Genomic DNA, 24,904 nt, shown 5'->3' on the forward strand with positions numbered 1-24,904 from the left:
CTTATTTCTCCTTTCTATCCAAGTGCGTTAAATTTCCAACCACTTGGAGTACTTGTATAAAAACCAGCTCCAGCATTACCGTCTGTAAAACGAATATGCCCCCATTGTTGGAATCCACCGCCACCTAAGTTAACTCCCTGCATTGCTCGTATATTCCTAAAGATTTTAACTTCTTTTTCAGTACTTATATCAAACGTTTGTCCGTCTGGTGCTGGAGATATATTGTTATTCACACCGCCTACAGCAAGTGCGTTAAACGGCTGAATGCCATCTGCTCTTTCTGCTGCAGCACGATCCCAATTATACATAGATGCATATTTGCCACTGTATAGCGTTACACCACTTACACAAATCGCTGTCCCTTGTCTCATGTCAGCATTTCCAGAACAAACTTTAATAATCAATGCGTGTTGTTGCGGAATATAGTTTGTTGGCACTTTGAAAGTGAAAGAGTATCTTCTGATTTCTCCATAAAATGTAGACGGTTCAGGGAAATCCATTTTTTGTTCATTCCATATATCGTAACTTACATTGTCTCGGAATTTAACGCAGCATACTTGTAAACGCGGTTTCCCTGTTTTACGTACCCCATTTATCATTGCTGTTCTAAAATGAGCAGATAATGTGTATTCATTTCCAGGATGTATCCCATTATTCACGATTGCTTCTGGATAGTTATACATATCTACCCTTGCAGCATTTACCATTTGCTCGTAATCGAATATATGTGTATTCTTTTCAATTACGACATTTCCCCATGACTTCCAAGTAAGGCCGTATCCACCTTCAAACCCATAATAATCGTTATGTCCGATGTTTTTCTTTGTAACACTAGAAAAGTCAGGATCTGCTATCAGGTTTCGTCTTGATACCGCAGTTGTTTTTGTACCCCATTCGTCTTGGAATAGGAAGTCTAGCATTTTAACCGTTACACCATCTTTATCAATGGTTATCTTATCACCATCAATTCTAATAAGATTCGTATCAATACCTTTTGCTGTTAACCATTTCACCATTGTATCTGCATTAATATCCAGTTTTGCAGCATTAATTGTAATTTTTCCAGGAGTCATATTGATGGCAGTAACGATACCATCTTTTAAAATCTGTGCAAGGATTCCTTCATCTAGTACCTGTAACTTAGATTCCGTTTTCTTTACATAGGCATTATAGGTCTCATTAATAAAACTTTCCTGTTTTTTTGAAATGATAGTAACGCCTTCTTCATTAGTAGCGATACTTCTTTCTAATTCGGTTACTTTTTTATCGTAATCTTTAGTTGCTACTCTATTAGCAATATCCTCTATCATTTTGTCAGCATCCGTTTGATCTTTTGGATGTAGCCAAAATTCTGTAGCAATAGTGCCACGTTGTAACATAGGTGCAGCACACCATAAACGCCCATTTCTCGTAACGTAATAACGCCATCTCACAAACGCTGCATTGGCTGGTGCTTTATCTGTACATACAGCACGAATCCATGTATGATTTACAACCTTGATATTCGTTCTAGCTGTTTTAATGCGAGTTTTTTTGTCAGCAGTCCACCACTCAATTTCAATAAATGCACCACCACTATCAATAGGTGTTTTCCCATCGGTATTGAAATAGCCTGATGCCACAAAGTCTTCGTTAACCTGACACTCAATGAATTGACTTGTAAGTCCCCACCAACGATCTTGAGTCTGGCCAGTAACGGTAATTGCAAATGTATTCATACCTTTGTATTTTAAATTCGTATCAACAGATCCAGTTGCTCCATTACCACTATTCCAAAACCAATATTTCTGTCCTAACTTAAAATCAGCATCACGCAACTCGTTTACAGTACCTAAACCACCTACATAATTCTCAACATCTTTTATTTCTACTTTTCCTTCCAGAGCTTTTGCAGTAGTTTCCCAACCTGCTTTAGCTTCTTGTAATTGCGTACCTTGTTTGGTTTGTATTTCTTGTATACTAGTAACATTTTCTTTAATACCATCTGCTGTTTTCTCTACAGTAGTAACACGCTCGCTAAAATCGACTTGTGTTTTTTCTACTGTTTTGATACTTTCTTTGATTCCATCCACACTTTTCTCAATCTCGTTTGTTTTCTTATTGAATTCCTCATTCGTTACTTGGTCTTCTGGTGCCGGTGTCCATGCAGTAGGTACTGTGCCAACTTCTAATTTAGGCTTTTCAATTAACACGTCTCCTGTGAAATCACGTCCTAAAGCGTAAACTAAAATCTCTTTAATAGGCTTATCCATTACTACAGCACTCGCTGTAAATCTTTCCTGTTTATACTGTTTACCTAGTGTTAGACGGTTTTCTATACGGCAGCTAGGATAAGCAAATGTATTGTCTGTAAAAGTAATTTTCACTTCAAAACCAGCCCATTTATTCGTTGTACCCCATGCAGTAACCTTACCTGTAAATAGAAAGCTCATAGCAATATTCTTGCCCTGAATTAAAGTAACCGCATCCTTAGCTACACCAAAATAGGTATGAGGCTTATTTTCTCCAGTCTTCACTGAATGGGATTTAGTAGCTGTTTCTAGTAATAGATTTCGAATACCAATTTCCGTATTATCAACTTTCTTTTCTACACTTGTTAACTTTTCACTGATTTCCCCAGCTTTTTCTTCTATTTCAGTAGTTGTTTTCTTTAGATCATTTGTTGTTTTCTGTACCTCAGAGATTTTCTTTATTGTGCCTTCGGAAGTCTCTACTACTGTATTTAATTTCTCAGTGATCTCACCGTTTTTTTTCGTTAACGAGTCAATAGATTTAGTAAAACCTTCGTTGGTTTGTTTCATTTCAGAGACAGTTTTGTCAATTTCACCTTGAGAGTTTTGTACATTTTTAATAGTTAAAGAAACTTCTTGAAGGTTTTCTGTTACTTCCTTGAATTGACCAGCAGTTTCATTTTGCGCTTCTTCCACTCTCTTATTTAATTCTTCTTTTGTGAGTTTAATATCCTTATTAACCTGCTCCAGTGTATCTTTCTTAACTGACTCCACATCAGGAATAAGAAGCTCCCAATCTTTCCCGTTCCATACTTTTAAAATACCAGGTTTACCGTTGCTAATATCTCGCCATAATGTTTTACCTACTATAAGATTATCAATTGGTGGATTTTTAGCTTCAATAATATTTACCGTATTATTTTTCAGGTTTTCCTGGACCTTATCAGCAATTTTCTTAGCGGATTCAGATTCTTTTTGAGCATCATTTGCTTTTTCAGCAGTCTCTTTAACCAACTTATCTAGCTGATTTAAAATTTCTTGTTTACTACCTAATGAAGCCAGGACTTTATTATAGAGCTTACGTAATTCTTCATTAGCATCCACAATTTCTCGATAATCTCCAAATGTATATTTATCTTGTGAAGGATCAGTAAATGACTCATCACCAGCAATTGCTCTTGCTTCTAAATAAAGTTTTGGTGTAAACCCTGTATCTTTTATTCGGATTGTATCCCCCTCATTAATCAGCTCATGAGCTAGTCCAAATACACGACCTATACTTTGTGCTTGAACTTCATATATATAGGATGTATTTATTCGTTTGGCTAGTTCTGTTTTCATAAGAGTTAAAAGACGTTGTGGTGTTATATCTTCTTCTGTTTCTGGTGTATAAAAGCCAAATTTATGTTGACCTCGCTCATTCCATCGCTGAAATGCATCATTGTCTACAAGATAAGGGACTCCATTATTAATAGTAGAGATGGTTATAAAATCTCCACCTTCTTTTTTTACGAACCCTAATAGGGCTGTACAGATGTTTTGGGAATTCTCAATTCGTTTGATACCCATCAAATCTTTACCAAGAGTTACTTCTTTACCTGTATCACGTCCTCGCTTTTTCACCATATCTACATAACGACCAACAATTTGAGACCCTACAACTTCCGCGCGATATTGGATTTCTAGCTCAAACAAGGAAGCAATATTTTTTAAAAACTTAAGTGGATCTATAAATTCATCAATGGTCATTGTGTGGAATCCAGCGTATTCTGTTTTTCCTCTTTTCCACTTCGTACCCACAAGAGCTATATCGATAAACTCATTGACTGTTTTACCTACAATCTTCTGTGGATTGATAATGCCAGCTTTCGCGAGTTGAATCCATTCACCAGATGCATAAGCAATGACTGATCTATCATCTGAATCTTTTTCAGCTTCAGTAATTACATATGGAACAATGCGACCATCACGAACTTCTTTTAAAACTAAATTTTGCTGCATGAGTGTCACTGCATGATCTGTATTATCAAATACTTTAAACTCTAATGTATCAATGTTATTTTTTATTTCCCAATGTCGTTTATCGTCCCAATAATCTTTTGGTTGTATGTTGGAAACAATTTGACTCGTTTTAAAATCAACAACATGTAAGATTCCACTTGGTGTCCTCATCTAAATCGCTCCCTATACGTTACTTTGGCTGTTCCGACAGTTGAAGGCATGATTTCTAGCTTATTCGAACCCTTATGAATAACAGGATAGTCACTAAATATATCTTTTAGATTAATAGCACTTTTACCATTTATCGTTACAAGACTTCGCTCAGTATCAATAACTACTTTGTCACCAACATCAAAGATATAAGGAGGATTATTTTGAGTATTCATGTTAACCTTCCAAATTTTTAAATCGTCAATAGACATTTCCGAACAAAACATGTTGTTAGAGAATTGAGAAATACTGATTTGTACTTGAGTGACTTTATTCATATTGACGTTATTTTCATCGAACCATACAACAAACCTTTCAGCATCATCAATCTCCGTACCTAATATGAATTTGGAAATATACGCTTCCCATCTGTTCCCAGTTCTAGCAAGCCATAAACGACCTCTAAAATTTGTCCAAGTGTCTGGGTGATCGCCATGCTCGTTGATAAAGACTTGTCCACCCGGTTTCTTACTATTCCCAACAGAAGCGAATCCGCTGTTTTGCTCGGCTTCCCATTGAACATCGCTCATCGATATACGAGCTACATAATCGCTATTTTCATCAAGAAGACCGATTTCCACACGTCCCATTTGATCCCAATGATGACTATTAATACGTACATAGGCTTGCATGATGAAATCCTGTAATGGTCCTTGTGGAATATTCTTTTTGGCTATGCAACCATGCCAACCTTTTACTGTAGGTTCACCTAGATACTCGGCCATTAAACGGTATCCATCCGATTTAAACTTTCCTCCACCTGTCATATCCTCAGTTTTAGGTACATCCGTCCATCCTACGGTTGTCCCCATCTCGTCCCATAACACACGTTGATTTCTTTCCACTGGAACCTGGTCTGCTTTTAATGGATATCCAATGCGAAAATAATCCGTTCCATTCCATACATCAAGAAATGTGGAAGGCTTCGTCACTTCAACCTCTATAATCGGATTGGATTCTACACTTCCTTTATTTTGAACATTTGCTATTAACCCACGCCCGTCCATTTCAAATTCTACCGTTTTAGTAGGCCCTAACTTATATGGCATCGGACAAACAAAATTCAAAGTACCTTTACCTAAAGTAACAAAATCCTCAGGATCAAAATCTTCATCAATAACCGCCAGGTATGTCCTATCAGGTGTTACATCAAAGACTAATTCAACAGGTTTTTCTGTAATTAACCAGGCTGCTATTTCTTCTTTTAATGTTTCTAGGTCAGATCCATCAGGAACAATAATTCCGACTGGAACAGGTAAAACTCGCATTTCAGTTTCTGTCGTTAATAATCTTGCACCTGGATAACCTGGAACACTTAGAAATTTTCGTTTTAACGGCGCCCACGCTGGTCTTTTCCATCCCTTTTCTATTTGAACAAAATCTTTGCGTATATTGTTAAATGTAAAAGAACTCATACTGTCACCCCATTTCTTTATAAAATAAAAGAAACCCAAACCTAAAAGTCTGAGTTTCTTTTTGCTTCTCTTTCTTGGTATTCGGTTGTATAGCGATAGGTACCGCGTGCCACGTCTCTTCCTTCTAAATTAACAGGTACTTCAATAACTAAATCTCCACCAAGCATTGGAATGACTCCACCGCCAGATGATCCTGAAGAATAATTAATCACTTGATTCGCAACACTAGCTGCCATAGCTTGTCTACTATTTGACATATTTCCATACACACCACTCATAACACTCTTTAACCCTGATAATTGACTCATTGAACTAGCCATCATTCGGCTCATATCACTCATTAGTTGATTCATAGTTCCAGTGATACCGAGGGATCTTTCTTTTGAAGATAACGGCGTAACTGTAATTGAATTTCCTCTTTTAGTAAACAGTTCGGGGCCTTTTTCTCCAGTAATAAATGAGCCATCTCCTACAGGCTTTCCGCCTTTAGCAAGCATCGGTACATGTGGAATAGTTGGCGCGCTAACTCCTGGTATATTGTTTAATAATTCTGCTGGTGTATTAAAGCCATCTATAAATTTATTTATGATACGAATAATTCCATTGATAGCTGTACGAATACCGCTTTTAATACCATCCCATACGCCTAATACTGCTGATTTCATGCCTTCAAATGCCCCACTAACCGCATCTGTTACCCAACGAACAGGAGTCATAATTGCTTCTTTTAATCCATTCCAGACAGAAGATGCGGTTGACTTGATACCTTCCCAAATGTTTGAAAGTGTAGATTTAATACCATTCCAAATACTACTGCTTGTGCTACTAATCATGTTCCAAACCGTTGAAATGGCTTCTTTGATGCTATTGAATACAGAACTCGCTGTGGAAACAATTGCATTCCATAAGCTAGATAGATAGCTTTTAATCGTATTCCATACTGCACTTGTTGTGGAACTAATCGTATTCCATGTATTCACAATCCAATCTTTTATTGAGGTGAATATTGGCGTTACAAAAGCTACTAACCCGTTCCAACATGATTGTAAGAAATTCTTAACAGCATTCCATACAGACATTGTTGCTGAACTGATCGTATCCCAAACGGTTGTAACTGTATTTTTAATCCACTCAAATACAGTTGTCGCAATTGAAACTATTCCATTCCAACAAGTTGTTAAGAAATTTGTAAGTGCATCCCACACCGCTGTAGCTTTTTCTTTAATAGATTCCCATACCGAAGCTAAAAACTCTCGTATAGACTCGAAAATTGGAGTGGCGAAATATAAAATAGCCGTCCAAATTGCTTGTAAGTATTGAGTAATAAAACCCCATACAGTTTGAATCACTGTGGAAATACCGTTCCAAATCATAGAGAAGAAATCAGCAATTCCTTGTAAAATAGGAGTTAGAAAGGCAACTAATCCATTCCAAGTTTCTTGGAAGAACTCACTAATCGCCGTCCACACTTCAGAAGTGGTTTGGCTGATACTATTCCAAACTTCTGATAGCGTTTCAACTACTCCATCCCAAATTCCAGTCAAATACTCCACAACGGAATTCCAGGTTTCTGTAGTAGTTTCAACAATAGAATTCCATATTTCAGATAAGGACTCAACTAGCCCATTCCATAACTCCATTAAGTATTCTTTAATTGAGTTCCAAACTTCCGATGTAGATTCACTTATACTATTCCATGTTTCACTTGCCCATTGTACAATCCCATCCCATATTCCTACTAAGAACTCTACAATTGCATTCCAAGCATCAATGGTCCATTGTTTGATGTCGTCCCAATTTTTATAAATGGCAATTCCTAGAGCAACTATGGCCGCTATGATAATAGGAACTATGGCAACTATGCCTAGTGCGGCGGCGGCTCCGATTTCAAATACACCCATGACAGCCATAACTATAGGAGCAAGCGCCATAATAGCACCTGAGATTACGCCAATAGCTATTGCAACAGCTGTTAATGTGGCCGCTAATTCCGGGTTATTAGAAATCCATTCAGCTACTTTAGAAATAACATCAGCTATAACACTAAGAACCGGCTGAAGCGCAACTTGTAAATCTTGCATTGCTTTTTGAAATTTAACTGCTGGGTTTGCATCCATTTTCTTAATGGAATCATTCAGTTTATCTTGTTGCTTCCCAAAATCAATTGTTTTATCTTTTGCACCCAACAAAGTATTTATAATGTTTTGTCCTTGATCTTCATACATTGTACCGAAAAACTTAACACCTAATTCATTACGCTTTGTTTCATCGTCGACTTCTGATAATGCCTGTGCAATTTCAGTCATGGCGGCTGAACCTTCTTTACCACCGTTAGCTACAGCTTTCCCCCAATTTTCAACTTGTTCTGCTGAAATCTTCGTACCTTCAAGTGATTCTTTCATAGCTTTATCGACACCTTGACCAAATTCAGCCGCTTTAACACGGCCTTCTTTCAGTCCATCTAGCAAATTATCGATATTCCAGGTTCCTGTTTCAACACCAGCTGCCATGATTGCTTGGACCTCTTCAGCGTTATAGCCTGCTCGCGTCAGCTGACCACCATATTCAGCGATAATATCTAATTGTTCGGGTGGAAATCCTATACCTAACAAAGCATCCGTCATAGATAGGGCATATTCTTGGGATACTCCCAACTCATTACCGATTTCATTTGTTTCTTGAATTAACTCAGTAAAATCTATGCCACCATAGGCATTAGAAATAACAGCTGCACTCTTTACTAAAGAAGCATTTGCTTCATCGCTAACATCTTTATTTAATGCCCATTGTCTTCTTACCCCTTCAAGCGATTCTTCTGCATCTAATCCATAAGCTGAAATCCCTCTCACCGCATCCTCTACTGATTTTTTCGAGGATTCGGGAACATCAAATCCTATTTCAATTTTTGTTTTTAGCTTTGACATATCCATCGCTTTTTCAACTGCTGCTGCGATTCCGCCACCAGCTGCCATTCCACCAATGACGTTTTCGAGTCCTACTTTGAGTCCTTCAAACTTCTTTTCTGTTCTTTCGGCCTCTTGTTGCAAATCCCTTAACTCATTTCGAACTTGTTGAATTGAATTTCCAGCATCCACAGATCGAAGAGCACGTTGTAATTTTTCTATGTCAGCTTCTGTTCCTAATGCTTCCCGTCCAATAATTCCAATTGCTTGTTCTAATTGTTTACTTGTCGCTGTGCCGCTTCTAATTGCGTTTACAAGACGATTACCTAATGCGCCTGCAAAATCATCAACGCTTTTTCCTGTAGCACTAAACAACGTTTCTAGTTGTCTTGTTGAACTCGCTACATTCTCTTGTTCAGCTTTCATGTTACCGAGCTTATTTTTCAGGCCATCAAGTGACCCTTGTGTAAATTCAATTTCACGCCTAAACGCGCGGTACTGTTCTTCAGAAATCTTTCCATTTTGAAATTGGGCTTGAACTTGTTGTTCTGCTGCTTTCAATTTATCTAGCTTTTCTGTTGTATTTTCAATTTGTTGAGTCAATAACTTTTGCTTTTGAGCTAAAGCTTCAACATTACCAGGATCGAATTTCAAAAGACGTTCTACATCTTTCAGTTCTTTAGCCAAGTTGTCACTCTGCTTATTTACATCTTTTAAAGCGTTTTGAAGACCTGTGGTTTCGCCGCCAATTTCAATCGTGATCCCTTTAATTCTTCCAGCCATAATCTAACTCCTTTCTTAGAATGAATCAAAGTCTTTTTGGTTTGCTTTTCTTACTTTTTCTTTGTCTGGATTCTCCATTTCAGCGAATTCAGCAATGTAATCAAAGCAATCACCAATTGTCATGACGTCCAGATCCCAATGCGTTAATTTCGCTTTATAACAAAGAGCAAGGAACGTATCAGTGGTTAATTCTTCATCACTGAATGTTCCTTGCTCTCCATTACTTTTGTTTATTTTTTTTTTGCTCCCATTGTACTTTGAATCATATCCATAATTTCCGGAATAATATCCGAAATAGGGAATTCATCAAAACCGTCTAACCATGTAATTGGTTCGGAAATTTCTGGATTTGCTGTTTTCGCATACAACCAAACTAAATCATATACAACTTCAAAATCTAGCTTACTTAAATCTGCATTAGCTAAATCAATAGTAGCTAGTGAGCCCTCTTGAGGATTTGAAGGAGACAAAATCCCTAACTTAAACATATCAGCAAATAAATCACGTCTGAATTGCGCTTTATATCGTTTAACAGTAGCTGCTGTACTTTTTAATCGGACTTGTTTTCCGTCTATTGTAATTGTCTTTTCCACTCACTTACGCTCCCTTTTGTATCTCTACTGATTTTTTTGTATATACTTCTTTGAACCAATTATCATAAACTGCTTGTGTTGTTTTAGATGTAGTTTTCGTTTTAACCATACGTTTTCCATTAATATCAATTGGACTAGAAACAAATTTAAGTTCATTCGTATTTGGTTCAGCTGAATTTGTTTTCGTCTTAGATGCAACTGTAGGACGACTTGCTGAATTGTTAAATAGAACATGACGAGTCGCTTTTTCATCTCCATCAAATTCAAATAACAATGCAAATTGTTTTCCTTTGGCATCAGCTAGTTCATTTAGTACACCGTCTACTTCATCTAACTCTTCACCTAAAACATCTACAGCAAATTTTTCTGGAATTGTAGCGATATTTAATGCACCATCATAGCCTTGGTTATTACTTGCTGAGTAGTAAAGCATGTCATCAGCATAGAACTCAATTAAATCACCTCGTGGATCTAATGTTAGTTCAACAGCTCCTGGAATCGGAATTGGAGTTTTAAATTTTACTACCCCATCTAAAATTTCATACAATGCATAATAAACATTTTTTAAACCGAAAGTAACTTTGTTCTCACCCATTTATATCAACCTCATTTCATAAAATTTTTGATACATTTTTTCAGATTCAATAATCCCTTCGAATGGCGAATCGTATGGTATTTCATTATCATCTAGGACCTTTTCAAGTTTGGCTTCTGCAACTAAATCTTTTCTAGTTGTATAAAGCTCTATATTTAAGTCATTTATCTTGTGATAGACCTTGTTATCGGCCATTAAATTTGCCGATCCGTCCACAAGAAAACAAATATAAGGTGGCGCTGGAACTGGATTAGTTGGTGTTGCTGTGAAATGCGAATAGGCCACAGGATATCCTGTAGCATCTAGAATTTTCTTTAATTCACCTAATGTCATTGTTGAACCGCCCTTTCCACACGCTCAACGAAATCATTAATCGCATGCTCTTCAGCCGGAGCAATGTGAACTTTTGGTGGAACACGCCCTCCATTGGCTTTCGCATGGCCAAATTCTAATAAATGTGCAACCTGATGCTTCGTTGCATTGTGAACAATAATTGCATCTCCCATTTTCTTTTTACGCCAACCTTTAGCATATTTACCCGTATCTTTAGGGCTTTTTTGCTTTAATTCTTCAACTAGGGCATCCGCTACTTTTTCCTTTGCAACCTCAATTTCCTCTTCAACAACATTCGCATATCGCTGCAACTCTCTTGCAATATCAGCTGATAGACTATCGATACTTCCCATTAAACTTCACCTCACACACGCTCTTGAGCAATAATAGTGAGCGTTTCATTACTTTCGCTATCATTAATTGGAGGATGTGTTATGTCAAAAATACGTCCTTTAAACTTAATTTTCATAGTTGTTTCAATGTCAGGTCGATATTGAATAATAAAACGGTACGTTCTTTCCGCTTGAGATGCTGCCGCCGCAAAATATTCTTTACCTAGCATTGTTTTAATATCTGCCCAACAAATAGCATGATCAACATCTTTCTCATCGATAACCTGCCCCAAGTCATCTTTACTCGTCTCAGTTTTAATAAAAGTTATTCGATGTTTTCTGTTATTACTCAATCTCTTCGGCATCACTAAATACCTCCTGGACAAAGAAAGGTGTCATTGCATCTAAAGCTGCACTCAATTCTTTTTCGGATACACGATACTCATAAAAAATACCAGCGCACATAATAACTAGATATTCTGTTTGCTCGCCAGTTGCCTTGAGAACGTAATTTTGTCCTTGTTTCAAATAAAATGAGAGCATAGAATCATCCATACCCTCATCCCATCTTATATGTTCTTTAAATGTGCTAATTAAATCATCCATATTAAGCTCCAGTAGAAACTTTTACTTCATAACGATAAATAGTTGGTTCAAATGGTGAATAGATTAGTTGAGCATCAAGTAATGAATACAACTTAAATCCTACTCGGTTTGTATTAGTGAATAATTCTCTTAATACTTCTAATTCTAATGAACCAGTAACATCTTGAATTTTGAATGAAGAGAAGTCACCAAAATAGAAAACAGGTGTATCTTCTTGTCCTTCTTTACTGATTTCTTCCTCTTCTTCCACCAGATAGCCTAACAATTTATAATCACAACCATCTTGAGCTTGTTCTAAAGGTTTTAATAATGGGAAACCATCTTTAGTTTTCATCTTCTCAATTTTTGTAATCGCTGCTGTATTAAGCACCCAACGGGCTTTTTTACGAACAACTTTTGGCACACTATTTTTCATTGAAACAAGTTGATCATATAATTCAACATCTTCTGCTGTCGGTTTATACTCTACTGCTTTTTTAGCTAGTGCCCCTGGATTGACATTATCAGTTTCGTCGCCATGAACCATATAACGGACTTCTTTACGAACATAAGCTTTCTTTAATTCATCCATGACAATTTGTTCAATTGGTAAACCTGATTGTTTTAATAATTTTTTCGTTACAGTTGCTAATGCATCAAATTCTGTGGGTTCAAGGTATACTTCATCGAATTCGATGTCTGTTTCAGGGATTGGATTTGAACCTGTACGTTCTTTCTTATGACCTTGCGCTGTAGCCTTCTTAACTAGAATTGGATATTTCATATTACCAGTTGTTTTTACACCTTGGCCAAGTCGACGCAAGAAGTTTTCTTCTTGAGCATAAGTAATAATTTCACTAGCAATGACTTCTGGAACTGTAACTGAGCCATTACCTGCTTCGATACCTAATGCACGTGCTTCCATTTCTGAAATGTTACCAACAACAAAGTTAGCAAAAGCTGAGCGTATTTCTTTTTCCTTCGCTTTATTTGATTTTGCATTACGAGTAGATAATGCCGATTTAATAGCTGCCATTGCTGCTTGACGTTGTTCCGGACTTACACCTGCATTCCCTTCTGGGTTTCCAGATCTTCCTTCTCCACCTTCTCCAGATCCGGATGAGCCCTCATCTCCAGAAGAACCACCTTCATCACCTTCACCAGAACCCTCACCTTCGTCACCTTCACCATCATCTTCAAGGTTAGCTAAAGCATCCGCAACTTCTTGTAATTGCTTGTTAATTTCATCGATTTCTTCTTGAATTGCTGGTAAGTCTTCAGCACGTAATTCAGGATTCTCAACCTGTGTACGTAATTCCACTAATCTTTCATTGCTTCGTTTTTGTAATGCTAATAATAATTGTTTGTTCATTTTACTTTTCCCCCAGGATTTGATTTATTTGTTTGATCATTTTCATTCGTTGCTCTATTTCTTTACCAATCTCTTTACTGCGAACTAAAGATACTTCCGTATCGTCATAAGCTGGTATTGAAACAACCGATATTTCATAAAGTTCTACTTCTTTAATGGTCCTTAATGCTGGTTCAACATTGTAATCCCAATTTTCTTCTGTTATCCAAAATCCAAATGAGCATTGGTTAATATCGCCCCTGGACATACTTTCTGCTAAATCTCGACCAACAGACGTATTAGGTAATTCAATTTCGAATTTCAGACCTTTTTCATCTTCTTCCAGTCGCAAAGTACCACTTTTTGTTCTTCCCAGGACATTATCCCAGTTGTGATTGAATAATGCTCTAATATCACTATTCTCAGAAAGAGAACGAGCAAATGCACCAGGTTCAATAACTTCATCAAACCAGCCACCAATAGTTGTCTTTGAATTAAATACGGCTGCATAACCAGTTATCTTGGAAGGTTGTTCTTCCGTAGCATCCCTGGTACTTAATTTGGTGATGTCAAATGTCCGTGTTTCCTTTGTCTTTGCCATTTCCATCACCTCCCTTCAGTGAATCATCTGTAGCTTGTTTCTCACCAATTTTTGATAAGTCGTTTGAAATATAAATCGCTTGTGACTCAGGTGTATTTTGCATAGGGAATCCAAGCATATCCGCAACATTATCTGGTGAAGTAATTCCTGTCCGAACAATGTTGTAAGCAATGTTTGTTTTCATGCTATAAGTAACAAAATCAAGGATATTTATCTTGAATTTAATACGTTTATCCGAATTTTTTCCGAAAAAAAGAAGACTCAAATGGTCTTCAAAGTTTTTCATTATCGGTCTAACTGCCTTGTTATGCAAATACATCATTGCTTGCTCAAGGTCTTCCTTAATCAAGGCCGTATATGTGTCCACATTTACGCCTAAAAACTTACCTAAATCCTTTTTGTATACATTTAGATATGCTAAGGTCTTTTCATCATCTAGCGGGCTTTTAAGCGTCTCTATTGAATATCCTTTTCCGAGTGGAATCATTTTAACTGACCTTGCATCATCGATGGATTCCAGTTGATCTAAAATCTTTTTAATTAATTTGGACTGTGCACCGTTCTGTGGATTAATATGCGCATCTAACTTAAGTAAAAATGCTAGTAATCCACCTTTTTTATACTTGTCAGTTAAAGTTTTCTCGGCTGACATAACACCTTCAAGTGTATCTTTACCCAAATCAAGAATACCTTTTCCTTTTAGATGATCAGCACCAATATTTTTCACATGACGAATCATGAATGATGGAATTTCTTCTCCGTTTACTTTAAAATGTTCTATCAATTTATCATCCAATTCTGTATAAACATTAGATGCTAAATGTAATCGATCACCATCCAACACTGGGAAAACCTCACCTTGAAGCAAATAAGTATTAGTCATTAATTTAATGAACTCAGACTGTGTAAGATAATTGTTTGGATTTTTTAAAACTTTAAGAGCTGAATCATTTTTAATTTCCTTACCGTCTTTGTCTTCCACAATAATCTCAGCCAACATCATTTGATTACTTATATCTTGTAGCAATTCATAAACATCACTAGATTCCAAGATATGATCATCACCTGCATATCTACCACCATAACGAACAACGTTATTGAAAATATCTTCAAACAAACCGCGCTTTTCAGCTTGTCTAATTAAAAAATTTGAAAACCTATTCCTTAAACCCAATTTCTCACCGCCTTTCAGGTATAAAAAAGAAGCCGTTTATCGCCATGCTTAGGGCTCTTTAGTTATATACCTTTCTTCTAATTCATTATAAAAACTCTCCGTCCACTCCCCATGATTCTCCAACGAATCACTAAAGATTCTCATTATCCTTATATATATATCATCTTTTTCAAGATACTCTTGAACCTGGGAATCTTTTATTTCACCGTTGGCTCTTTTCCACTCTACCTTAAAATAAATTCTAAGAAAGTCTCTTAACACGTCAACCTGATCAGCAAGTGCTGGAAGTTCCATTACATCATACCAACCACTCTTATTTCTCGTTCGTTCCAGTATATTAGCAACTATAGATACAATCAATTCATTATTCTTATTAGAATCTGGGCCAAAATATAAGATTAACAAAGTTCCATGCTTTTCAACTTCACTTTTTAACTTTAAAAATTCTTCACTTTTTGCTGGAGCCACTTCAAATGAACTAAGGAATTCAAATAAGTTGTAACACGCAGACATAAAGTCTACACTCTTTTTTCTCACTTCCTGAATCCATTCAATTCTGGCTTTAGATACTACATTTCCCTTAAAGTTAATCTTGTTCATCTTCTCTTGTAAATCAAGGTTAGCTTGGCTCATCCGTTCTTGTTTATCTATAGTATTTTTATTATTAAGCCACGCTATCCATACACTTGCACAACTCCCAATAAAAGCTATAAATGCTGCTATACTAGCCCATTGAAAATTATCTTTGTTATCAAAAAAAATATTTACCAAATACATTACATTAAGTCATCTCCTTTCCTATATCATAGCAAAGAAAACTCAATACTATATAGTAAAATATTTCTATCTATAAATATCATCTAAATATTCATCATACTCTCCATCAGGAATAGCATCTTCCATCATATTCAACGTTTCTTTATGGCCAATTAACATGGCCACAAATCCATCGATATGCTCCGGTGATTTACGTTTAGATGGTGTTTTTAAATTATTAATGTTTGTAATTATTTTCGCGTTACTTGCACAGAAAATAAGTAAAGGATTGTCCGTTTTAATTCGGTCCTGGAGTAATAAAATTTCAAAGTCATCAAACGGTTCATTCATGTGAGTTGGGTACTGTGGAACTTCCACACATTGAATTCCGAGCATTTCCCATTTCTCAACAAGCTTTTCAGCCAGAGCTGGATCGTAATTTATTTGACGTAAATCAAAGTTCTCGAATACCCATTCCACATACTGATTTACCATTTCTTCATCGACTGTTTTTCCAGGACAAATTGTCACAAATTCTTTTTCAGCTAATGCTCTATACGGAACGTTTCTTTGCTGCTCTTTGTCTTCGATTCCAAACTCCGGAATAAAATACATTTGTTTAACGATTAATATCGCATTCCCTTCATCATCGTATGTTGGAATATTTATTGATACACAAGTTAAATCCGTGCGCCTTGATAAGTCCACACCGACAACACAAGTTAATCCTTCAATATCACCTAAATAATCCACAAGCATTTTATCCAGTTGGTCTTTATCGAAATATGTTTCTGCATAATTAACGAAAACATCCAAATGCTTTGATAAGAATTCCGCCTTATTAAAGCTATTGTTTTGAGCTTCTTTAAATGCATTCTCAAGAAACTCCATGTTAACCGATACATCCATATTTGGATTAACCATTCGCCAAACGTCACGGTCTGTCCAATCAAACTTTTTGTTCGGCTCATAGATCATCATGAACCAGGAATCATCTTTATCATCCTTCAAAACTTCTTTTGCATAAGTGTAAATTTGAGTTCCAAGAGAGCCGGTATTCTTTCCTGCTGTGGAAGTGATGATGTTGAGTGGTTCTTCTTGAGCGATTTGCGCTGAACGTAAGTTATCGTATTGTTCACGGTCCATCTGAGCATGAACTTCATCAAAATAATTGATATACGGGTTTTTACCTTCGTTACCAGCATTATCTTTCGTAAGAACTTTAATTACATTTGCATATTTAATATCGTCTTCCACAAATGTGTATTTAACCGACTTAATCGTATCTTCTTTGCCTTTATAGATACGCGTATCCGGACGTAAATCAGGACTGTTTTCAATCGTTAAAGCAATCGGACCAGCTGCATTTTGACATTGTTCGAAAGTATTAGCGGAAATATAACAATCAGCGCCTTTTACACCTTCTCCGTACATCGCATAAATGACTGGTGAACCGCCCATAATTGTTTTTCCGTTTTTCTTTGGAACCTGCAAATAAGCCGTACGAATTACTCGCACCGCTTTACCATCTTCATTATATTTTTGCCAACCATAAATGTTAGCAAAGTAAAACTTTTGCCAGGACTCTAAAATTAACGGCTGCCCTGCCCATTTACCTTTTGCATGTTTTAAAAATGTTTCTGTGAAATAAATCATCGCATTTGCTTTTTCAACATCAAACCAAATATCTTTTCGTTTCTTCCATTTCTTATATCGTTTGATTGCTAATTTAATAGAATCAGGATATAAGTGCGGGGCTGCATCTACTTCCGAAACGAATATATCAGCGTAATTTGTTTCAAAATCAATCATCGACTTTTCATCTTCCTAAACTGCAATAATTTGTTGTTATCAGTAGGCTCAGTGGACTCTTTCTCTGCTTTTCCTTTTTCGAGAAGAACCCCACTTTTTTTAATTAAATCTTTGTTCTTTCCGTCCAGTCCTAATTGCCCCAAATACTTTGCTTTTTGTTTAGACCAAACTTCTACTTGTTGAGCTAACGGATGCTTTGATTCCTTCACATCACCATTTACATTCTTGGTTTTTTGGACTGTTGGAAAGTTTGAATTCTTCCACAACCCATATTTGACGCTGTATATCTCAACTGCATCAAGATAAACTTCAATCAATGGATCAAGCGCTGGCGAATAAGTTCCGGCTTCAACCAAAACATTCATAATACGCTGCGCTTCTAATTCTTTTTTCTTTTCAGCTTCAATTACGACCTTCGATTTTCTGGCCATTCCTTAAATCACCACCTAAAAAAACGAATTTTTTTCAAAAAATCATTTTGAGGTGCGCGTTTGCACCCCCACTCCCTATCCCCCCATAAGGCCAGCGTTTCTTTTTTTGATAGGGGGGCTTATAGTTTCCAGTCGAACTTTTTCTTTTCCTGGTATTTTTCATTTGTTTCTCTTTCTACAATCGGGTGACACTTAGAACAAAGTGTATCGATATTATCTGGATCTAATCTTAATGAAGGATTGATTTTAATTGGAACAATATGATGATGATGTGCTTGCTTACCAAACACAAACCTTCCACATCGTTGACACAATCCTTTGTCTCTTTGATAACAGAATGACTTTAAATCTTGCCAAGCTTTTGTACGATAGAATGATCTGTTCTTTGAATACACAACTGTCTTCTTCTGTTTACGTTTATGATTGAGACAGTATCGTCCTTTATCGATTAATGTCTTGCAGCCTTGCTCAGCACAGTACTTCATGATAGTAAATCAATGATGTCTTCTTTCTTTTTAACATCAGCTGGAATCTCAACATTAATCGATGCAGCATAATCATGTAATTGTTTCACTGTCATACCATTTAAATTAACTACTGTCTTATCAGGTTTATTTGATAAGTCCATGCCCAGGATCATACTCTCAGGATTAACAGTAACTTCAAATCCTGGTTCTTCACCAGTTGGAACAAATAGACTTCGTTTTTCTTTGTTATCCCAATACTCTGTACCAGATATTGTTTTTCTTATTTCAGTAATCATTTACTTAACACCACCTATATATTTTTTATAATAAAAAGCCACACCTTTAGATGTGACTTAAAAATAACTTATTTTAACTCTGTAATACCACCTCTTTGGAAAGTATATTTCTTGTTACACTCTCCACAATTACAAGTGATATGAGTTCCTTTGAAGCCAGGAATATCATCTCTTTCGTAGTAAACTTTCCCTTTACCGCATGGGCATTCATAGACCGCTTCTTTTATATGACCGCTATGAGAAACATAACCTACATCCGAAAACTTACTATCACCAATTTGTTTTAACTGCATTTCCTACACCCCCTATCTACATTATCTGATAGAAGGTAATATTTTTCTAGTTCGATAGTTCTCCTTTATTCGACAATAAAAGAGCAACCGTGCACCAGTTGCCCTTTCGTCAATTTCTTATGTTATTAATATAATCGATATTTTCAAGAGTTAACATTCATAAAACTGGGTGTCAGTAAAGTGCAAGTTCCTCAGCAAACTTTATTCTTCTTATTATTTCAGCATGCTTCTTATAGATATAACTAGAACTGTAATTCATGTTCTCCGCTATTTCTTCCAATGTCATACCGTCCACATACTTCATTTTTAATAATTTATTTTCTAATCCTTTAAACTTACTAATCAATTTCAATAAATCATGCATCGCATTCATCTTATGTCCTAATTCATATTCAATTGCTTCAATACGTTCTTCTACCTTTGCACCTTCCGATTCAGCGGTTAAACGTACCTCTCGCAAATCACCACTGACCCAGCGTTTTAATTCAGCTTTTGTTTTATCTAAGTTGTAATCTAAGTACTCAATATCTTCTTCTAATTTCTGATAATCTTTTAGCCAGTCAAACAAATGATGATTCACCTACTTTCTACTTAAAAACTATAAATCTCATAAAACTCGTTTATTTTCCTTTCTAAGACGTTTTAACACTTGTACACCTATTTGTATTAAGAAAGAAAAACAACTTCAAATTACTATGATTCTGACGGTCATTTATATGTCGAAACGTGTCGATTGCATTCGGTTAATACTCCCATTTACTTTTCTTCACATTTACAATCATGCAGCCACTCATCACACTTTCTACATTCGCATTCACAGTTCTCTATTTTTTCTTCGCACCTAGCACAATAATCTATAACTTCATAAGTCATTCTGATTCCTCCTCATTATTTCTTTACAAAAATTCAAATTGTATTAATATCCTGAGCCGAAGCCCAGGATATATGTTTATTCAGCAATCGTTTCTTCATCTACAATCTTTAATTGACCAGGAGCAACTTCCGTTGTTCCGTCCTGTTTAACGTTGTATTCCATGCCTTCATGCGGTTCCTCATAAAACTCATCAATAGACATTTGAGAAGGCTCAAGAATGATATCAACATTTCCACCAGCGAAAGGATAAAGCTGATTTACTACGCCTTTCGCATCACTTTTTACATTTAATTTAATTGCTGTTTTCTTGCTATCACGTTGAATATTTGCGAACTCGGCACCGATTGGTTCAACTTCACTTTTCTCCACAGCTAGATATACAATTGTACCTGGCATTTTTAGTAGATCATCAGCATGTGGCAATTCATCACTTAATACATGGAACATTAAAACTTCCTTTTTATCATCCTTTTGCATTTTCTTAAATAAAACGTTCAATTTTACCTTTGTCATGTCTTCCGACTCCTTTTATATTAGATTGATATTAGAACTAAAGTTTTCCTGTTATTTTAGTGCATTTCTAGCCTTAGAAAGTCTTTCGGCCGCTTTCTGTCTTTGCTCTTCTGTCATAACTCGTAAATTTTTCATTGTTACCTGTTTTTCTTGAAGAATCCCCTTAACCGCTATCGGTCTTCCGTCCTCTTCTTCTAATGTTTTTAACTCACACAAATTATTTAGTTTTCGAATGTGTTTAGGAACAGTAGAGTAAACACTCCACTGACCTGTACTATTGTCAAAAACCATTGTAGTTTCTTGCTCTTCACGAGAATATGCCATATTAAAAAGCTCCTGTTTTCAGATAGTATTTTGCCTGGTAATAAAATCTGTGATAAATATTGTGACCAATCATATTTTTGCTCATTGGTACTATTTCAAAGTTGTATTTTGCTTTAAGACTTTCCAATCGACCTTTTAAAGCTTTCGGATCGTATCTACTTCGATACATCCCCTTCGCTATTTTTTCATCAAAGTCAGGTTCTTCCACAAATAATACAAACTTACTCTCTTGCGCCCTTATTAACTCGTTAATAAATGCCTGTTGGGTGTCTTTCTGTAAATTACCTGTGATTTCGTCTACCCCATTTTTTCTTTCAATGAAACTATTTAAATAAATATCACGGGAGATACCCAATTCTTCATTTTTCGGCACCATACAACTGTAATCCCCATGATTTAATTTTTGTATTTTAACTGATACATCTTTTTGAACTAGATAATCACGAATATGTTGATTCTGTTTCTCTCTTGTATCAATAACGATTGTGAGTGTTTTAAGAATGTTGTTTATTTCTTTATCTGTGTAATGGAAACGAATCATTTTGATTCCTCCAGTAACTCTGGGTTTTCGTATATATTTCCGATGACTTTATAAAGAATGTGAGTATTCCATGCCATAGGCTCTATTTCTCTTTGTCTCAAATGGATTGTATTTGCATCATGCCACTTTCGACAAAATGATGGGGCTTGATAAACAATTTCACATCGCAGAACACTTTTTTCATCCAAAGATAAGTCAAGAATATCTCCTTCATAAATCTCCTTGCCGTTCTTATCTTTTAACCCTGTGTATTGCATAACATTAAATGGTCGTTGTTCTGGCGTTCCCGGGAAAATCTCCCATGCTGGTAAATCAAAAATTTCTCCCCATTCCATCATTTTTTTACTCATTACATTCCAAACTCGAAATTGATATCTCATCCTCATGCTCCTTTCCTTGCATATAAAACCGCACGTTCATATATCTTTCTTGCCATTGCATTTGATTCATCATTTTCAAATTGACGATGATCCTCATAAACATCTGTCCAACCGTTATTAGCAAGGACAATCGTCCACTCATAAAACAGTTGCAATGAATCTTCTTCTTCAACTAACCAATTGTGTAATTTTTGATTATGTTTCCACCCACAAAAATGATGAAATATCTTCATTAACGTAATTTTCTCCGCACTCTCATCTTTCCAAGATTGAAACCAATCATAAATAGCTTGATAGTTTTGTTCAGCAGCTTTCATTACTTCCGTTGGAATTAAATTTTGTTTTTTTATCGCAACTTGATTATCTTTTTCATCAAGATAGATATTTGCACCTGATTTCCAAATTAAACTTAAAATTAGTAGTACTTTCATTTTTCGAAGAAACTCCCTTCGGGTTATTAAAAAATGAAAAAGTTACTTAAAAACCCTCAATTGTTACTAAAGAATTTCTTTAATAACCCACTCGAACCTTACAGCCACAAGGGATTACACCAAAACTGTTATTAAAGTTATCGGTGTTTAGGTATTACGACTCCTAATATATATATTTTTATTTTTTATTTTTTTATTTATATAGAATCCCAATAACCAAAATAACAAAATAACTATAAGATATAACCTAAACCCTTGATATAACTGAATTTATAGAGGGTTATTAAAAATCAAAAAGGGTTATTAAAGTAACAAAAAGGTTACTGAGTGACCTTAAATTTGCCGTTTTTATTGTTTTCAGTAACACCTTTAGTAACAGGCTTGCGTTCATTTAAGGTAATTCCTGTAAGAAACGTTCTGTTTTTAGAGCCTTTCGTTTTTCCAAATCCTTTTGTTTCTAACATCCGATAAAATGATCTATTTCCCAAAGCTCGTTCGCCAGAATTAAAGCACCATCTTTCATAAACGTTGTATAGTTCTTTAGCTTCAATCGTGATTGATTCATTTTCACGCTCATCTACATAACAAACTTCATCAAGGAATGGCGCTAAGATATCCATATCGTCTTTATATTTCCCAGTCGCTTCTGCTACGACCTTCGGCTCTTTTAACCTTCCCTGCTGCCACTTCATGCAGCCTTCAATTGCCCAATTTAAAATACCTGGCATTTCTAGTGATAACTTTTCAGGTAATCTTTTATCTCGTTTATGAGATGGTAGATTCAAGTTAAAAGGAATTAATTTAACACGTCGCCAAATCCCTTCATCTAGGCCGCCAATTACTGGCTTATGATTTGTCGTGAAGAATACTTTAAATTCCGGAATAAACTCAAAATATTCTTGTCTCAAGAATCGTGCTAATACTGGCTCGCCACCTGTAATTTGTTTAACAAATGACTCAGAAAGCTTTTCTCCTTCTTCACTTTCAATGGCACTTACAAACCGCGCCCCAACAAGCCGAGCGATATCATTATTTGCACCGGTATCTTTTTTCTTAATGAATGTATCTGACTTTGCTTGCTTTCCATATTCGCCAAGTAAGTCTTTGATAGTATTGATAAATGTTGATTTACCATTCGAACCACCACCAACTAAGAACATCATGATTTGCTCTGAAATATCACCTGTTAAGCTATAACCTATAAGCCTTTGCATATACTCCACTAGATCCTGGTCACCTAAGAATATTTGATCTAAGAATGCCAACCATGTTGGACATTTTGCGTTTTCATCAAATGAAACATTAGTAATTTTAGTTAAACCAAGTTCACGATCATGTTGCTGCAGCTTCCCTGTTTTCAAATCAACAATTCCGTTCTCAACATTGAATAAATATTTATACTTATCAAATTCCTCACGTTCTCCTGGTACTAATGGCATAAGGTCCTTGATGCTATTCATTCGGATGTTTCTTCGTTCACACATCCGAGCCCATTTTGTTTCTAATTCATCTTCTGATTTATAAAGACTTCTAAGTACTTTTGCTGTAATTCTTTCAATTTCTTTTTTCGTATCCAACTTCCATCGTTTGCCGTCCCAAATGTACCAACCAATGTCGCTAACATATTTAATCACATGCCCATATTCATATGCGATACGTTCAGCATTTCCTAATTCAGTTAAACGGAATTTCTTTTTCGGTTTGTCCTCCACAACTTCAACCGCATCTTCATTAATAAAATCAAATGAAAATTCTTCGAATTGTTGTTTGTTATCTAAAATAGTTGTGGATGTCGATGAAATAGCCGTTGCAATCGTTCTTTCACCGTACGTTTCGTTTGTATCACTAAAATGGATAACATCCCATTTATCACGAATTAAGCTAGTCTCACGAAACATCGTATCCATTCGAGTTGCTGATTTACCTGTCCAAAAAGCTAAGTGATTACATAAAGCAAGATCAGTTGCCGAATGGTCATTATTTATTAAGTTGCCATTGTATAACGAACGAATTTCATCACCATTCTTACTTCTAAACATTCTTTCCCATAGAGCATCGTTCGAAATTTTGATTTCATCTTTTTCAAACTCTGCTAAATTTACACGACCTTGAATGTCGCTATCATCAAAATATTTTTCAAATACTTCAGCTAGTTCATCCGTTCGCTCGTATACATCATTGGAATTCTCACGATTTCCAGTAAAAGTAAAGAAGCGGCCGTATGAATAAATTTCTAAACCATGCTTTGTATTTTTTCGTCCAGTACCTAAAACTGATTGTGGAAGACCACCTCTGATAATGATGTGAATCCCATTTCCTGACGGCGAAAATTCTGTATAGCTATCTAATGTATCAATAATCTCTGTTGCAAATGCATTTGTTTTTTCATCTACAACACACTTATCAATATCGACTCCTATATACTTATCCTGCTTACTGAATACAAAGCCTATCCCGTCATAGTCACCTTCTAAATAGAATTTAACTGCTGTTGCAAACGTTGACCAAGTACGTCTATTATTAGCTTGCGCCATTTCACCAGTGACTTGATATGGAACCTTTGTTGGTTTGCCATTTCTTTTTTCCTTACGCCATAATATCCATTGCGGAAGGGCTTTTAACTCAGTAGGAATTTCATTAAAATTGTATGGATTTTCTTTCATTGCGCCCTCCAATTAG

Annotated in this window: 25 protein-coding genes; all 25 read right to left on the reverse strand. The window is 35.9% G+C overall.

The genetic code is table 11. The features are described 5' to 3' along the window. Positions 1 to 14: 14 nt before the first annotated feature. Positions 15 to 4,403 carry a phage tail spike protein gene (locus V7S45_RS21880; protein ID WP_342761472.1) on the reverse strand — a complete coding sequence of 1,463 codons (4,389 nt, stop codon included), beginning with the start codon at positions 4,401 to 4,403 and terminating at the stop codon, positions 15 to 17. Continuing rightward, positions 4,400 to 5,857: a distal tail protein Dit gene (locus V7S45_RS21885; protein WP_342761473.1), complete on the reverse strand. Its 1,458-nt coding sequence runs from the start codon at positions 5,855 to 5,857 to the stop codon at positions 4,400 to 4,402. The genes V7S45_RS21880 and V7S45_RS21885 overlap by 4 nt, the downstream gene beginning before the upstream one ends. A 41-nt stretch (positions 5,858 to 5,898) precedes the next feature. Beyond that, the gene (locus tag V7S45_RS21890; RefSeq protein ID WP_342761474.1) at positions 5,899 to 9,543 is read right to left on the reverse strand and encodes a DUF2207 domain-containing protein; all 3,645 of its coding nucleotides are present in this window, start codon (positions 9,541 to 9,543) and stop codon (positions 5,899 to 5,901) included. Between the two features lie 230 nt (positions 9,544 to 9,773). Continuing rightward, entirely contained in the window at positions 9,774 to 10,136 is a 363-nt protein-coding gene (locus V7S45_RS21895; protein WP_342761475.1) for a hypothetical protein, read from the reverse strand. A gap of 4 nt (positions 10,137 to 10,140) precedes the next feature. Next, positions 10,141 to 10,731: a major tail protein gene (locus V7S45_RS21900; RefSeq protein ID WP_060851550.1), complete on the reverse strand. Its 591-nt coding sequence runs from the start codon at positions 10,729 to 10,731 to the stop codon at positions 10,141 to 10,143. Further along, entirely contained in the window at positions 10,732 to 11,064 is a 333-nt protein-coding gene (locus V7S45_RS21905) for a hypothetical protein (protein WP_060851549.1), read from the reverse strand. It lies immediately after the preceding gene. Next, positions 11,061 to 11,417: an HK97 gp10 family phage protein gene (locus V7S45_RS21910; protein WP_000534732.1), complete on the reverse strand. Its 357-nt coding sequence runs from the start codon at positions 11,415 to 11,417 to the stop codon at positions 11,061 to 11,063. Before V7S45_RS21910 ends, V7S45_RS21905 begins: the two co-directional genes overlap by 4 nt. Before the next feature lie 11 nt (positions 11,418 to 11,428). After that, entirely contained in the window at positions 11,429 to 11,761 is a 333-nt protein-coding gene (locus V7S45_RS21915) for a phage head closure protein (RefSeq protein WP_342761476.1), read from the reverse strand. Next, on the reverse strand, positions 11,742 to 12,002 hold the full coding sequence (locus tag V7S45_RS21920) for a head-tail connector protein (RefSeq protein ID WP_060851546.1): 261 nt from the start codon (positions 12,000 to 12,002) through the stop codon (positions 11,742 to 11,744). Before V7S45_RS21920 ends, V7S45_RS21915 begins: the two co-directional genes overlap by 20 nt. Position 12,003: 1 nt before the next feature. Beyond that, positions 12,004 to 13,353, reverse strand: a complete 1,350-nt coding sequence (locus tag V7S45_RS21925) for a phage major capsid protein (RefSeq protein ID WP_342761477.1) — start codon at positions 13,351 to 13,353, stop codon at positions 12,004 to 12,006. Between the two features lies 1 nt (position 13,354). Next, complete coding sequence (locus tag V7S45_RS21930) at positions 13,355 to 13,933, reverse strand: HK97 family phage prohead protease (RefSeq protein WP_042596662.1); 579 nt, start codon at positions 13,931 to 13,933, stop codon at positions 13,355 to 13,357. After that, positions 13,902 to 15,107: a phage portal protein gene (locus tag V7S45_RS21935; protein ID WP_342761478.1), complete on the reverse strand. Its 1,206-nt coding sequence runs from the start codon at positions 15,105 to 15,107 to the stop codon at positions 13,902 to 13,904. The genes V7S45_RS21930 and V7S45_RS21935 overlap by 32 nt, the downstream gene beginning before the upstream one ends. Positions 15,108 to 15,155: 48 nt before the next feature. Next, positions 15,156 to 15,884: a hypothetical protein gene (locus V7S45_RS21940; protein WP_342761479.1), complete on the reverse strand. Its 729-nt coding sequence runs from the start codon at positions 15,882 to 15,884 to the stop codon at positions 15,156 to 15,158. A 66-nt stretch (positions 15,885 to 15,950) separates the two neighbouring features. Beyond that, on the reverse strand, positions 15,951 to 17,675 hold the full coding sequence (locus V7S45_RS21945) for a terminase TerL endonuclease subunit (protein WP_342761480.1): 1,725 nt from the start codon (positions 17,673 to 17,675) through the stop codon (positions 15,951 to 15,953). Then, the gene (locus tag V7S45_RS21950; protein ID WP_060851541.1) at positions 17,672 to 18,106 is read right to left on the reverse strand and encodes a P27 family phage terminase small subunit; all 435 of its coding nucleotides are present in this window, start codon (positions 18,104 to 18,106) and stop codon (positions 17,672 to 17,674) included. Before V7S45_RS21950 ends, V7S45_RS21945 begins: the two co-directional genes overlap by 4 nt. Before the next feature lie 119 nt (positions 18,107 to 18,225). After that, positions 18,226 to 18,591 (reverse strand): HNH endonuclease signature motif containing protein, encoded by a 366-nt coding sequence (locus V7S45_RS21955; protein ID WP_000872542.1) that lies wholly within the window; start codon positions 18,589 to 18,591, stop codon positions 18,226 to 18,228. Next, a complete protein-coding gene (locus tag V7S45_RS21960) occupies positions 18,588 to 18,869 on the reverse strand; it encodes a hypothetical protein (protein WP_342761481.1) in 282 nt (93 codons plus the stop codon). The genes V7S45_RS21955 and V7S45_RS21960 overlap by 4 nt, the downstream gene beginning before the upstream one ends. Positions 18,870 to 18,937: 68 nt before the next feature. After that, positions 18,938 to 19,162 carry a hypothetical protein gene (locus V7S45_RS21965; protein ID WP_342761482.1) on the reverse strand — a complete coding sequence of 75 codons (225 nt, stop codon included), beginning with the start codon at positions 19,160 to 19,162 and terminating at the stop codon, positions 18,938 to 18,940. A gap of 172 nt (positions 19,163 to 19,334) precedes the next feature. Beyond that, positions 19,335 to 19,730, reverse strand: coding sequence for an ECF-type sigma factor (locus V7S45_RS21970; protein ID WP_342761483.1), 396 nt, complete (start codon positions 19,728 to 19,730; stop codon positions 19,335 to 19,337). 381 nt (positions 19,731 to 20,111) lie between these two features. Then, positions 20,112 to 20,549 (reverse strand): hypothetical protein, encoded by a 438-nt coding sequence (locus V7S45_RS21975; RefSeq protein WP_342761484.1) that lies wholly within the window; start codon positions 20,547 to 20,549, stop codon positions 20,112 to 20,114. 51 nt (positions 20,550 to 20,600) lie between these two features. Next, positions 20,601 to 20,873, reverse strand: coding sequence for a hypothetical protein (locus V7S45_RS21980; protein ID WP_086390976.1), 273 nt, complete (start codon positions 20,871 to 20,873; stop codon positions 20,601 to 20,603). Position 20,874: 1 nt separating this feature from the next. Then, complete coding sequence (locus V7S45_RS21985; RefSeq protein WP_044796176.1) at positions 20,875 to 21,414, reverse strand: ERCC4 domain-containing protein; 540 nt, start codon at positions 21,412 to 21,414, stop codon at positions 20,875 to 20,877. Continuing rightward, positions 21,411 to 21,794, reverse strand: a complete 384-nt coding sequence (locus V7S45_RS21990) for a YopX family protein (RefSeq protein ID WP_044796177.1) — start codon at positions 21,792 to 21,794, stop codon at positions 21,411 to 21,413. Before V7S45_RS21990 ends, V7S45_RS21985 begins: the two co-directional genes overlap by 4 nt. Positions 21,795 to 21,796: 2 nt before the next feature. Then, a complete protein-coding gene (locus tag V7S45_RS21995) occupies positions 21,797 to 22,225 on the reverse strand; it encodes a hypothetical protein (protein WP_325856857.1) in 429 nt (142 codons plus the stop codon). A gap of 320 nt (positions 22,226 to 22,545) precedes the next feature. Further along, complete coding sequence (locus tag V7S45_RS22000) at positions 22,546 to 24,888, reverse strand: phage/plasmid primase, P4 family (protein ID WP_325856856.1); 2,343 nt, start codon at positions 24,886 to 24,888, stop codon at positions 22,546 to 22,548. Positions 24,889 to 24,904: the final 16 nt, after the last annotated feature.

This window comes from Bacillus sp. BR3(2024) (assembly GCF_039134555.1).
In the GTDB taxonomy this organism is placed as follows: Bacteria; Bacillota; Bacilli; order Bacillales; family Bacillaceae_G; genus Bacillus_A; species Bacillus_A cereus.